Source organism: Paenibacillus sp. JT22N12, from assembly GCF_056269365.1.
Window position 1 is genome coordinate 374,276 of record NZ_JBWDNU010000005.1, and the last position, 13,324, is coordinate 387,599.

The following is a 13,324-nucleotide window of genomic DNA, read 5'->3' on the forward strand; positions in this document are numbered from 1 at the left end:
CAACTGCTGTTATTGCCCGATCTTGGAGGCCAGTACCGCAAGATCAACAATCGTGATTCTAAGATCGCTGTTCCAATCGTACCTGTTGACCAGCTGCCAGTCAGGATTTGCGGATGTCAGGCCATACTTCATTCCCAACAGGGCAAGATCCTCAATAGATGCCGTCGTGTTCACGGCTGCCGTGAAAGTCTGCACGGCGGTATCCAGTGCATTGGCTGCCTGATCCGCCAGCTCCTGGGTGGCGTCCACGCTCGCAGCCGCCGCTTTGGCATTCGCGATCTCCAGCAGGAGGGCATCAACTGCTCCCTGCGAATATTGACCCCACAGCGTTCCAACCGAAGCTGCGGATACCAGTGAATCGGCATTGGTGATTTTCACATTCAACAGCGCCAGATCTACCGGTATGTTCAGCTTTCCGGTCGGCAGCGAAGGAAGAGCGCTTGATGTCGCTGCTGTCCGGACGCGGAGATCGTCATTCGGCGCTGCAGACAAATCAAGCGTGGCCGTGCCTGCAGCAATCGAAACCGTAACATTGGACCAGTTAGAGCCTCCATCCAGACTGTACTGCATCGTTGTCGCTGCTCCCACCAGCTTGACTTGCTCCATGCCGTAGTAAACATTGGCTGTTACTGTCGGTGCGGGAGCCGGCGCTGCCACTGTTGCCAGCAGGCTGTTGATGCTGTGATTGCCCACTACCCGCAGATAAATCTTGCCCGGGACGAATGCAACCGGCGTAGTTCCCGTACCTGCCGCAGCCCAGCTGCCGTCGCTGCCATCTGAGGAATCCAGGCTGAATTCCATATCCTCAGTTGTGCCGGAAATTTGACCTGCCCCCACATTTACGCTCACACCGTTGAAATTATCCAGAGGCTGAACGATAAAATAGTCGATGTTCGATCCGGAATCTCCATTATTGAGCATCAATTTAACCGCTGATCCAGCCGGAATGCTGACATTCGTCTTCACGACGGCATACGCTCCGCTCCAGACGCCGGTGGAAGGGAAGCCGATGCTCTTGATAAACTTGTCGTCTACATAGAGACTCAGCTTGCTGTTTGCATTGGCTGTCGTATATCCGATAACCAATTGCCCGCCCTTGGCCGTGCTTGTGAAGACCATGGAAGAACTGCCCGGGGTGGACAAGCCGGTAACCGCTTTGCCGCCGGAAGCCGCTCCATCCGAAGAAGCGTCTACTTTGGTTAATGTGGTGTTCTCCGCCTCGTACATTTGTCCGACAATGGTCTGCAGCAGCTTATAGTTGTTCGGGTTTGCCGCTTCTCTGACAAAAATCTTGCCCGGCGCCATGACAACCGGCGTATTGTCCGCCTTGGCCGCGGTCCATGTGCCGTTCCTGCCGTCGGTCGAGTTCACGCTGTACTCCAGGAACGGATTCGTGCCTGTAATTTGACTGGTCGCCGTGTTCAGGCTTACGCCGGTCAAATCCTGCGATTGCACAATCATATAGTCAATATTGGCTCCCGAATCTCCGCTGTCCAGCTGCAGCTTGACCGTTGCGCCCGCTGGAATGGCTTTGGTGACCGTGACCATGGAATAGTTGGTATTCCAGCCGTGGGTAGTCGGGAAAGTGATATTCCCGCTATCCATTCCATTGATGTACAAGCTGAGCCTCCCCGGATTATTGTCCGTGCAGTACGCAATAATCAGCCGCGAGCCCGTCGCAACATTGGACAAGGATACGGAATCTCCGTTATTGGAGAAGTGATCCACGACTTTGCCTTCGGAAGCTTTGGAATCCGAGGCTACGTTGGTTGAACCGGTTCTTGTGCCGCTCTCGGCTTCGTACTTCGGTCCGCTGAACGGCGGTACCGTTGCAATCAGGGCAAAATGACCCGGATCGCTTATATCCCTGATATATACTTTTCCGCCCAGGAACATAACCGTCGTGCTGCCGGCTGTAGCCGTCGTCCATGTGCCATTGAGACCATCCGTGGAATCTAGGCTGTACTGCATATCGACCGTAGTGCCTGTTATCAGATTGGAAGCTACATCCACGCCTACCCCGCTCAAATCCATGGATATGTAGGAGAGGGAATCGAGATTGACAGCGCTGTCCCCGTCATCCAGCTGGAATTTGACGGTTGCGCCTCCCGGAATATTTACCGGCACCGTCAAGGAAGGATATCCTCCCTGCCATACGCCGTTCGTCGGGAAGCTGATAGGCTTGCTGAAGACACCATTAATATAGAGGCTGATCTGTCCAGGGTCGCTGGCTGTGGCATACGTAAATATGATCTTGGAGGCCGAACCGGAGTTCTCGAAGGTTAACGAATCGCCGGTCTCCTCGAATTTTATTGCATTGCCGCCCGAAGCCGCAGCATCCGCATATTTGTTCGCAGGATTGCTTAATGTGCCGCTCTCGGCTTCAACCTTTGTGCTGCCGTCGCTAAGATAGATTTTCACCGATGACATCTTATCGTTGGCATTCGGATTGGTTCCGGACGGGAAATCCGTATCCGAGGTGAACAGCCACTTGGTTCCCGTAAAATTGTCATTGTCGTACACAGCAACCGTGTAGCCGGCCGGTACCCGTACCGACGACGCCCAGTTATTCGGTATGTTCGCCGTCATCAGCTGTGCTGTCGTGTAGCTCCCCGGCGCCAATGTCTCATCTGTTCCTCCGTAAGAGCCGTCCGCATAAAAAGTCGTAATGGCAACGCGGCCTCCCGCAGCGCTAAGCCCCAGCTTGGAGCTTGTGCCGCTTAAGGATTTTACGCCTTCATTGGCAGTCCCAGTCAGTTTGGCATGTGTATAATTGCTCAAAGGCTTGGCGGTGCGTTCTACCACATATACGGTGTCCGCATCCGTATTGAACGTAAATTCACCGCTTGACGAGGTCGTGACGACAGAGTTGTCGGAAACCTTTCTGACCTGTACCGCCTCCGTTCCCCAAGGATTGACTACAGTTGCCGGGTTGCCGTACAGGCTTTTGATCCCGACATATTTGATCTCGTCGCTATCCTTCTCGGAGCTTACCTGGAACCCGCCGCTGGCCGACAATGTAAACTTGCTGACAAAAGCGGCGTCTGTTGGCAAAGCAGGGAAAACTCTGATCTTGTCGTTATAGCTTTGCAGCAGCGATTCGTTCATGGCCAAAAGGTGCACGCCCATGTACTCATACTCGCCGTTGGTATTCGTCGTGCGTCCGTTCGGATACTGCTGGTACCGTTGAAGCATCATTCTCATACCCAAATAAGCTTCGTCTCCCAATCCGAGCCGGGCTGCCTGGATAGGGGCCGGATCCCAAACGTTGTTCGACGTGTACTTGTATGGACGGTTATTGTATCCGTTGACCAGCTTCTGATAGTCCGGATAGCCGATGCCGCTTACGTTATAAGGCCACGCCAGCTCCAAAATGGAATTCTCATTGTTCCGGTTCTGGGACAACGGCGGAGCATGCGGCAAATACTGGTTGGGGTCGTTCGGATCGAGCGGGTATGGGACAAGATTATCCAGAACGTCCTGCCACTTGAGGCGGAGATCCGCATCCAGCTGCAAATCCTCGCTCGTCTTGATTGCCGCCGGAAACAGACCCCGTACAGCCGCCAGGTCGGTAATGGCATTCTTCACGTCCCAATGCTGCTCATGCACATTCGAGGATTCCATAAAGTATTGGCCCGTTGTTTCGTCGAATGAGAGCTTGGCCGCATAGAATTTGGCCGCCTCCCGCATGAACGGATACGCGATATTCTTCAAGTAATCGGTATCATTCGTATACTTGTACTGCGCATACATATTCATCGCCGCTTCCGATGCGGTCGATAGCGTATCCTGCGTGTAGTCGCTGTTGATCGTGCCTGCAGCGCTTGCGTTCCAGCCCATCGTCTCCGGAACCCAGATGCCGTCGATGCCGTACCTGGTCTGCGTGTATGCCTTCAGCGTATCGAAATTGCGGCTGTATAGATTGTTGAAGACTTCCACCATATCCGCATGGTTGGAGGCGAGGAACGAATGGTAAATATCCCTCTGATTCCAGTACCAGTACGCGTTGCTCCACTTTCCGCTGTCGCTGTCTTCCACGGCGCTGAATACGCCGTTGATAAAGTGGAACGGATAGTTGCCGAATGCGCCTGCGGCGATAATATACGTGCTCAGATAATAAAAGCTTTCCATATAATCGGCATCGCCTGATGCGTCGGAATACTGGACGAAGGACTTGGACCAGAAATCATGCCACCAGTCCTTGTAGCTGGCCAAGGTGGTATCGTAGCCGGCAGCCTTGACAGTGGTTAACTGTTTCTTGGCTTCGGCAATCGAGTCATACTCCGGGGCATTGAGCCGGCTGGCCGTAGAAATCCAGATCGTATAGCTCGATGTAGGCTTAATGTTCAGCCTTACCTTGCTGCCATTCACAGTCTGGGTCGTGAAGTCCGCCCCTTCGACCGTCGCAGCCATCGTGTAGCCAAAATGATCCGGGTCGGCCTGCCCTCTGCTGAACCCGACGACAGTCGGATCGGCGAAGGTCGTGACCGTTCTCCATGCGTTGATATTCTTCACGTCGCCTCCGCCGAAGTTGCTGACATCCCACAGGCTCAGATCCAGCGAAACGCTGGCCAGGCCCACACGGCTGTCTTCGACATGGATGCCCATCACCTCGGAATTCGGCGATCCCATAATCGTAATCTTGCGGTTGGAATCGTACTCGGTCGTCAAGAGACCGTCATACAAGGAAAGTCTCTGTTTATATGCAGAGTAGCCCGTATTCAAACCGGGGTTCGTATATAAATTAACCAGGCCTTGCGAAGCGAAGCCTTCCTGCGAAGCATCCACTCCGGAAACCTGCATCGTAAGTCCGTTGGCTGTATCCCAGACCATTCCGCCCACCTTGCCGTTCCCTACGGTCAAAGCCCCTTTGGGATCGGTGATCGGCGCATTGTATACCACATCGTGCTTGGACAAGTATGAAGCATAGTCCACATCGAGCGTGCCCGTGCTTGTGTTGAAAGCTTCAGACGCCGTATTGTCCGCCGCCCCCGCCACGCCCGGTATCAGGCTGGAAGATATCGCAAGGGATAAAACAACTAGCGAAAGGAAAGATTTCTTTACTTTTCTATTCTTATAAAACTTCATGGGCCAAAAGCCTCCCTGTATGATCATCTTTGTTTTTCATTTATCCCTGCCGGGACTTCCGTTCACTGATGAAACTGAATGAAGCGCTTTCACGTTCAATCATTTGTTATCGCTTACAACATCGGATACGCGAGTCTGTCCGTCAGCGATAGTGACCCTCATCCTTTCCTTTTCTAAAATGATTCTGTTCATTGCAACACACCCTCCTATGGTGTTTATATCCTAATCATAGTCCCTGCGTAATTAAAAACAATTGAATAATATCTTCAAACAGTTTAGAAAGTTACGATCAACGATTTTTCACCCCAGACTCTTGCTGTCATCGCTGCTGCACAACGCCAACCCCTCTGATCTACCTTCGCTTTTCAATATCAATCCATGTCATCAAATGTCCATACAAACGCAGCGCGAAGCGATTGCCAATGATGTCAAAATGGCGTAGTCTAAAAAGAGACCGTACCGTCCGGTCTCGAAATCAATCGGAGGGGATTCAAATGCTTGTGCAAATTGTGTTGTTCGACGGATTCGACCTGCTGGACGCATTGGCGCCTTACGAGGTTTTTACCGAGGCAGGAAGGTACACGGGAGGCGCGATTCGCGCCGAGCTGGTGTCGGCTGAAGGCCCGAGATCCGTTCCCAGCGGGATCAACGGCCTGCAAATTTCCGCATCCGGGGCGATCGATCCGACAGCCGCGGCGATAATCGTTGTCCCCGGAGCGGCCGGACCTGTGTACGGGGAAGGGGACGAATCAATCGTCTCTCTGCTGCGAAAGGCGTCGCAGACGGAGCTGGTCCCCAAGATAGAAGCTGCCTTGTCGGTTCCGGGACTGACAGTCGCAGCAGTGTGCGGAGGTTCGCTGCTGCTCGCCATGCAGGGGCTGCTTGAGGGCCGCCGTGCCGCAACCCACCATCTGGGCATAGCGGCGCTGGGAGCGACGGGAGCTGTCCCCGTGCATGCCCGCGTCGTCGATGACGGCAATCTTGTATCGGGCGGAGGCGTGACTTCGGGTCTCGATGTGGCGCTGTACATCGTCGAGCGCGAGCTGGGGCCGCAAATCGCACATGAAGTGGAGAAAATGTTCGAATACGAGAAGCGGGGGACGGTCTGGCGCCCGGTCGGCATGCTGCCCATTATGGAATCTTCGGATTTCGAAGCAGCGGCATTCGGGGCGGATGAGCGGGAGCCGGAAAATACGTCCGGCATTCTCGATACCGGAGACGGGATCATCTCCACAAACGGGCCAACTGCCCGTGAGAATGCCGGAATAACCGTGTTTGTCGGGAGGTGGGAGGTAATCGTTGCCACGCCCGTTGGAAAGCTCCCGGTCACGTTGAACATCTCCGGGGACAGTGGACGTGTGAGCGGAACGGCCGTGCAGGGCGATGAGAGAGTCGAGTTCATCGATCCCGTCGTGGCTGGCAGCCTCTTAAGCTGGTCGCTGAAAGTGAAGAAGCCGATGCGTTTGAACTTGAAATTCGAGGTGACCGTGCTGGGGGACGAAATGTCGGGCAGAGCCAGGGCCGGCCTGCTGCCTGCTTCCAAGGTATCGGGCAAGCGCACGGCAGCGAACTGAACGAATCCGCAGAACCGGCCACTAAGAACCGGCTGACGCCGGAAGTTGGCGGCTTCTCCATGTTTCTTTCTTCCCTAAGGAATAGAAGCAGCGTATTCAGAAGCCCCTGGACCGCCGCCGTTACGTTTATGCCGTATGGTTCACGTCCGGACGCAGGAGCGCAGTGTGCTTTCGATCTGTTTCGTCGCGAAGGCGACATGCTTGTTGTCCCGGGTCAGCCGGCTCGCCATTATGGCGCCTTCGATCGCCGAGAAGAAGAAGGAGGCGAGAGCCTCGGTGTCCATATCCGGCTGGAATTCTCCGGCAGACACCCCCTGCTCCAGAACGCCTTGCATAAAGGATTGGGTATGCCCGTATGCATCGATCGCCTGGTCCCGCAGCAGGGGAAAAGAATGATCGGCCTCGACGGCGGTGTTCAGAAACGGGCAGCCTCCCTGCAGAGGAGGATTGTTCACGGTGTCGCTGTATACGTTGCACATCGCGATAATCTTCTCTGTTGCCGTCTCGCAGTTCTCGGTCGCCTGGGAGAACAGCCGCCAGAGCACCTCGCCCGCATATTGAAACGCAGCAACGGCAATGTCATCCTTGCCGGAGAAGCTGCGGTACAGCCCGCCCTTGGTCAGGCCGGTCTCGTCCATGATATCCTGCATGGTCGTAGCCGCGTATCCTTTCCGGTTGAAAAGCTCGGCGGACTTCATGATGATCCGGAGCCTTGTTTGTTCGCCCTTGCGCATGGTTCAAACCCTTTCACGATGCAGACTGTTTCCCTAAATAATAGCACAGAGGTGTCCGGAATGCCCAATACGAAGCGATTGTACCGGCTTATGCTGATAGTGGCGGCAGGCTTTATCGCGTACGTTCTGTACGTCAATTTCATTGCTGATCCCCGGGCAGAATCCTTTCTAAGCCATAAAGCAAATCTCAAGCATCCCATTAACGTTTCGGTCTGGTTAAACGTCTTGTATGTTCATGTGGCATTCGCGTGCGCGGCCATGGTATCGGGAGCCATCAACTTCTCGCAGAAAGTCGTGTATAAGCACAGGAAGCTCCATAGATTCAACGGGTACTTCTATTTGATCGCCGTTTTTGCCGTCGTGATCACTTCCGGCTATATGGCTCCAGCAGCGACAGGAGGCAAGGCGGCCAGTATGGCTTTCAACCTTCTGAACGTCCTGTGGCCGGCCATGACGATTACGGCGGTGGTCCAGATCAGAAGAATGCGGGTCGACAAACACCGGAAGTGGATGTGCAGAAGCTACTCCTTCTGCTTTACCAATATGTTTATCCACCTGTTTACCTTCATTGGCACCAAGGGATTCGGTCTCGCTTACGAGAAGAGCTATACGGTCAGCGTCTACGGAGCTATTGTGCTATTGCTGTTGCTGGCCGAACTGGTCATACGAACGGTTTACAGCAAACCGGCGGGAGGGCTGCAGAATTAGGAATCCGCCATCACAAAAGAAATAACGATCGTCAGCTTCGCGGCAGCGGCAGCCGGCTGAAATCGCTTCCAAAATGTGGCAGCCTCTAGACGGGTGTTAGGGAAATCATAATGACGGCGGAGTCCCCCAAAGGGACTCCGTTCATGCTAACGGCCCATACCCCTGCTTATCCAACTCCTCCGCAATTACGCTGTAGCCCCGCCCGTTGGGATGAAAATGATCCAGCCATAAGAGCTCCCGCTCCCTTCCCAGAAACGAGCTGTAAATATTCGCGACCTTGAGATTCCCGTCCTCGAAGCTTTCGAGCTGGCTGTTGAAGCGCCTGACCCACAGCCCTGCTTCGGGCTGGGAGGGTGTGGGATTATACAGATCGACCGCGCGGATCAGATAAGGCTTGGAGCCGGACTTCAACTGCCTGATGACCGCGAGAATACCTGCAAAATTCTTCCTGCAGCTCGTCAGGGCCTCACTGAACACCTCTTCGTTCCGGTGGACTGCGAAAGCTCTGGCTGCATCGACCATATCATTGCCTCCGACTGTCAGAGTGATGATATCAGCGTTCCCCAGGATGGCCCTCGCCTTGGGATCGTGTCTTACAACCGATAGAATACGCGGCATCCTTGCTCCCGATATACCCATTTTGTCGTAATAAACGGGCTGTCCCAATCTCTCCTGAATCAGCCATCCATATTTCGGAACAAAACCACCGCCTAACAGTCCCCCCACTCCGGCAGTCAGTGAATCCCCGATTGCGGCATAATGGATCACTCGCGCTCCTCCACCTTCCCCATGATAATCGCCTTCCCCTTCATATACCATCAGCATATGATTTCCCGTCTTTATCAGTGCTTTGGGGAGCATAAAAAACGGCATTGTAAATTTGAAAAGGCAGGAAATCCCCGGGGAGATTTCCTGCCTGCTTATGGGTTTGCTTCATGGCTCGGGGAGACCTGGACAGGTACCTCCCGGCGTGTATTATCCTTCGTTTGGCGTTTCCATCTGGGCTGAAGTTTCGGGCTGCGCCGGGGCCGGATGAGCTTTAACGTATTCAATCGCGTTATAGATCATCTCAGCGGATTCAGCGCGCGTGATTTCCGCTTTGGGATGGAAGTTCCCCTCTGCATCCAGCGACGTAATGCCCAGAACGATTGAACGCTGGATCGGTCCGTTATATTCTACGGTGAAATCGTCCTGGTCCTTGATATCGACGGTTTTAACATTGATCATCGGCAGCGGGAAATGCCCTTCCATCGCCAGCATCAGCTGGTGGGCGAATTCTTCTTTCGTCCATTTCTTGCTCGGATCGAGATCGGCCGGCAGATCGAAGCCGCTGTTTGCCGCGATAATCAAAGTATCGGCGTACCAGGCATCATTTTTCGCGTTTTTGTAGTAGTCGGTTGCCAGCGGCATTTTGACGAAACGAAGGGTATCGATATTCAAATCAAACGCTTTGACGATCATTTGAATACCTTGCGAAGCCGTCAGCGTAGCGGCGGGAAGAAACAGGTCGCTGCTCACGCCCGATACGAATCCGCCTGCCTGCAGGGAAATGATTTTATCCTTGGCAGCTACCTTATCCAGATCGGTAAAGGTTGTCGATGCGGCAAAGCTTTGTCCGGCAAAAGACAACGAAAGCACGACGGCTGCGGAAAGACCCAGCATTTTTTTCTTGGATGTCATCTCTATCACCTCTTCTAATTTATGGAACGTTTCATAGACTCAAACGTTGTGCAGGCACCCAGTGTTGCATATTGTCGAGGATTTATATGTTAATATTATGTGAAGCCCCGGGATGCTGCCAAGGCAGTCCATTCTATTTACGTGCAGGGCAGCGGATCATAATCTCGAATATAAATTTAGAAGAGTTGAATTACGCATCCTGATAATCAAAATTTGGGAGATGATTTCATGACGAGAGGCGATAACGTTTATATCAGAGCGCTAAATACGGATGATGCGGCAGACAGCCTTAGATTACAAACGGATAATCGTGATTTCTTCGAAAAATTTTCCATGCCTCGTGATCGTGATTTTTATACAATAGAAGGTCAAATCAGGAAGATCGAAAAATATGCTGAAAATAGGCATAAAGACGAAGAATATTTCTTTGGAATCTTCAGGAAGAATGACGATACGCTAATTGGCACAATTAGCCTTTTTCAGGTGCTTCGAGGCGCCCTTCAGAGTGCTTTTGTCGGTTATTATTTAGACAAAATGCATAACGGCAAGGGCTATACAACGGAAGCTGTTCAATTAATTGTTGAATATGCATTCCATGACTTAAAGCTGCATCGGATAGAAGCGGGTGCTATGCCCCATAATATGTCGTCCATTCGAGTATTAGAAAAAGCGGGTTTTCATAAAGAAGGAATCGCTCAAAAAAATGTCAGGATAAATGGAAAATGGGAAGATCATCAGGTTTTAGCCATAATAAATCCCGATGACTATTTGGATTGAAAATCAATAACAAGAAGAAACGGCTGTCGCCTTCCTGCAGCGGCGCAGTTCGTTTCTTCGCTTTTATAGACATGAACAAGAGTGAGTGAATCTTATACATAAAAAAATACAGAGCAGCAGAGACCCCGCCTCATCATGCTCTGTATGGGAATCACTCGAATGAAAACTGCATCACAAGTTCCCTCAGCTCCTGCGCCTGCCGCGAAATGCTGTCCGCCGATGCGGACATCTGCTCCATCGTGGCATACTGCTGCTCCGCATTCTTTCAGAATGAACCGTTCTGGATATCTCCCTCTTCAAAGTACAGGTCAAAAAAGCATTAATTAGGAGACTGCAGGAAATTCCGAGAGGCTGTATTATGTTTGAGAGGGTTCCCGACGATATTAATTAATGAAAGAATGAGAAGCGGTTTAGAAAAGAGAGGAACTGAATAGATGAACAACAAAGTCAACTCGCTGGAAAGCCTCGTTGCCCTGCTGCCTGTCATACAGGCGGCCGTGCCCGCGGATATGTCTATCGCAGTATGCGACCTTACAAAATTCATTGCCTACTATCCCGGGGAAAATATTGACCTCCATATCGAAGTCGGTCAGCAATTGAATCCGGATGAGCCGCTTGCGGCCGCCATTCTGGAAAACAAATATTTCGAGGGAGATGTCCCGGCCGGCTTCTACGGCTTCGAGTTCACCGGCACGGCTCTTCCGGTTCATAATGACGAAGGCGTCGTTATCGGCGGACTGGCCGTCCAAATTCGACGGCACAGCGAATTGATCGAACTCTCGAACCATATCGTGGTTGCCCTGTCCCAAGCGAACGAAAGAATCGCCAAGGCTGTCAGCGGCTCCAACATCATAGCCGATCTCAACCGTCAGCTGCTTGTGCTGTCGCAGCAGGGGAGCCAGAATGTGGAGAAGACGGATCAAGTGGTGTCGATTATTAAAAATGTCGCCGATCAGTCGAATTTGCTCGGCTTGAACGCTTCGATTGAAGCAGCGCATGCGGGGGACAAGGGGAGGGGCTTTGGCATCGTCGCCGGCGAGATCCGCAAGCTGTCCCAGGAAACCATCGATTCGACCAGGAATATCCGCCAAACGCTGCTGTCCCTGAAGGAAGTGACACAGCAGATCAGAGACGCTATCAGCCAGGTGGCTTCCATCAGCCAGGAGCAGGCAGTATCGACAGAGGAAATATCGTCGTTTATCAGAGAAATCCAAGAAATGACAAACCGGCTAAACGATTTTGCCCATAAATTGTAACCCCTCTTAGCTCCTCGCCATAAAAATGCACCCCTTGGAAGCTCATCGGACAGATTGTCCAAGGTCTCTCCCAAGGGATGCCGTTTCATGCATTCTAAATCTCCGACAACCGCTCCAAATAATCTCTCAGCACATCGCGCTGGAGAACGAGATTCATAAACTTGCCTTCGCGGATGATCTCCACCAGGCCAGCCGTCTCGAGCTCCTTAATATGATGAGAGATTGTCGCGGCGCTGACACGGTGGGTTTCGTGCAGGTCGCTGCAGGGAAACGGGACGCTGCTGGCTCCGATTTCCTTGAGCATCTGATAACGCCGCGGCTCCGCGAGAGCACGGGATATCCGCGTAAACTGCTGGTCTGTCATATGGGTCATTAGGCTTGGTCTCCGTTTCCTATGGGTTTGTCGGGAGTACGCTAATGTTCTTCCGGCAAAGGACGGGCTTGAACCCCTTCGAAGGTAATCGCAACCGGCTGGATGGTGCCGTCCTCGTTGAAATACATCCGGTCGATGCAGACGACCCGGTGATTGGCAACGGTCTCCGTCAGCGGTCTCCGATGGTAAACGATGTACCACTCATCCTGCCCTGGAATCTGGATCATCCCATGATGGCCTGCGCTTGTTGCGACATCGGGATTCTGCTGCAAAATCTTCCCTACGCGCTCGAACGGGCCGGTCGGGGATGACGAGACCGCATAAGCGACCGAATAGTCCGGCTGTCCCCAGCCGCCCTCCGCCCACATGAAATAATAGCTGCCGTTCCTCTTAATCATGCACGGCCCTTCGACGAACAATTCCGGCGTTATTTCCTTGTACACCTCTCCATCCCCGAATGTATCCAGACTGATCATATCCTCGTTCAGCTTGACCACATTGCAGCGTCCCCAGCCTCCATAATACAGATAGGCGCTGCCATCCTCATCGATAAAGACATGGGGATCGATCGGCTGCGCGCCGTGATGGAATTTATCGATCAGCGGCCGGCCGATCGCATCGCGAAACGGGCCTTCCGGCTTGTCGGCTACGGCAACGCCAATCCCGCCCAATTCGTCATCGCTCTGAATGTCGTTGGCGGCAAAATAGTAATAATATTTGCCCCCGCGTTCAATCGGGGAAGGCGCCCACATAGCGCGCCACGCCCAGGAAATATCGGCCATTTTGAGAATTCCGTCAACCTTCGTCCACTCTACCAGATCCTTGGAATAAAAGGCATCGAAGAAGGCCTGTTCCCCATACGGGGCAGAGTAGGTAGGATAAATCCAGTAGCTTCCTTCGAAAATACGGGCTTCCGGATCGGCATACCAGCCCGGGAAAATCGGATTGCCTGCTGTGCGTTTGTCATTGCTGCCTGAAATCGTCATGGGATATTTTCACTCCTTGGCTGCAGAAAAAAACCATAGTCTTCACGATGGTTTTTTTCTTATTGTAGATGATTTTCCCGCCGCTTGCCATGCTTCAGCAATTATTGACAGGCGGCAGTGATCCCGGGAGGGCGAAGGAGCTCCAGGC

At 52.8% G+C, this 13,324-nt stretch carries 10 protein-coding genes; 4 read left to right on the plus strand and 6 right to left on the minus strand.

Going from position 1 to position 13,324, the window contains the following annotated elements:
* Nucleotides 1–9: 9 nt before the first annotated feature.
* Nucleotides 10–5,088, minus strand: coding sequence for a glycosyl hydrolase family 95 catalytic domain-containing protein (locus AC0YOA_RS20920; RefSeq protein WP_475788243.1), 5,079 nt, complete (start codon nucleotides 5,086–5,088; stop codon nucleotides 10–12).
* 494 nt (nucleotides 5,089–5,582) lie between these two features.
* On the opposite strand from AC0YOA_RS20920, the gene AC0YOA_RS20925 reads away from it, so the two are divergent.
* Nucleotides 5,583–6,662: a DJ-1/PfpI family protein gene (locus AC0YOA_RS20925; RefSeq protein WP_475788244.1), complete on the plus strand. Its 1,080-nt coding sequence runs from the start codon at nucleotides 5,583–5,585 to the stop codon at nucleotides 6,660–6,662.
* 140 nt (nucleotides 6,663–6,802) lie between these two features.
* Here AC0YOA_RS20925 and AC0YOA_RS20930 read toward each other — a convergent pair whose 3' ends face one another.
* Nucleotides 6,803–7,396: a TetR/AcrR family transcriptional regulator gene (locus AC0YOA_RS20930; RefSeq protein ID WP_475788245.1), complete on the minus strand. Its 594-nt coding sequence runs from the start codon at nucleotides 7,394–7,396 to the stop codon at nucleotides 6,803–6,805.
* 60 nt (nucleotides 7,397–7,456) lie between these two features.
* Here AC0YOA_RS20930 and AC0YOA_RS20935 point away from each other — a divergent pair, with 60 nt between their 5' ends.
* Complete coding sequence (locus AC0YOA_RS20935) at nucleotides 7,457–8,104, plus strand: DUF2306 domain-containing protein (RefSeq protein ID WP_475788246.1); 648 nt, start codon at nucleotides 7,457–7,459, stop codon at nucleotides 8,102–8,104.
* 141 nt (nucleotides 8,105–8,245) lie between these two features.
* Here the strand turns inward: AC0YOA_RS20935 and AC0YOA_RS20940 are convergent, their stop codons facing one another.
* Complete coding sequence (locus tag AC0YOA_RS20940) at nucleotides 8,246–8,929, minus strand: GDSL-type esterase/lipase family protein (protein WP_475788247.1); 684 nt, start codon at nucleotides 8,927–8,929, stop codon at nucleotides 8,246–8,248.
* Between the two features lie 150 nt (nucleotides 8,930–9,079).
* The gene (locus AC0YOA_RS20945; RefSeq protein WP_475788248.1) at nucleotides 9,080–9,784 is read right to left on the minus strand and encodes an S-layer homology domain-containing protein; all 705 of its coding nucleotides are present in this window, start codon (nucleotides 9,782–9,784) and stop codon (nucleotides 9,080–9,082) included.
* Nucleotides 9,785–10,012: 228 nt separating this feature from the next.
* Here AC0YOA_RS20945 and AC0YOA_RS20950 point away from each other — a divergent pair, with 228 nt between their 5' ends.
* Complete coding sequence (locus AC0YOA_RS20950) at nucleotides 10,013–10,561, plus strand: GNAT family N-acetyltransferase (RefSeq protein WP_475788249.1); 549 nt, start codon at nucleotides 10,013–10,015, stop codon at nucleotides 10,559–10,561.
* A 434-nt stretch (nucleotides 10,562–10,995) separates the two neighbouring features.
* Nucleotides 10,996–11,817 carry a methyl-accepting chemotaxis protein gene (locus AC0YOA_RS20955; protein WP_475788250.1) on the plus strand — a complete coding sequence of 274 codons (822 nt, stop codon included), beginning with the start codon at nucleotides 10,996–10,998 and terminating at the stop codon, nucleotides 11,815–11,817.
* A 94-nt stretch (nucleotides 11,818–11,911) separates the two neighbouring features.
* Here the strand turns inward: AC0YOA_RS20955 and AC0YOA_RS20960 are convergent, their stop codons facing one another.
* Nucleotides 11,912–12,190, minus strand: a complete 279-nt coding sequence (locus AC0YOA_RS20960; RefSeq protein WP_475788251.1) for an ArsR/SmtB family transcription factor — start codon at nucleotides 12,188–12,190, stop codon at nucleotides 11,912–11,914.
* A 41-nt stretch (nucleotides 12,191–12,231) separates the two neighbouring features.
* The gene (locus AC0YOA_RS20965) at nucleotides 12,232–13,176 is read right to left on the minus strand and encodes a glycoside hydrolase family 43 protein (protein ID WP_475788252.1); all 945 of its coding nucleotides are present in this window, start codon (nucleotides 13,174–13,176) and stop codon (nucleotides 12,232–12,234) included.
* Nucleotides 13,177–13,324: the final 148 nt, after the last annotated feature.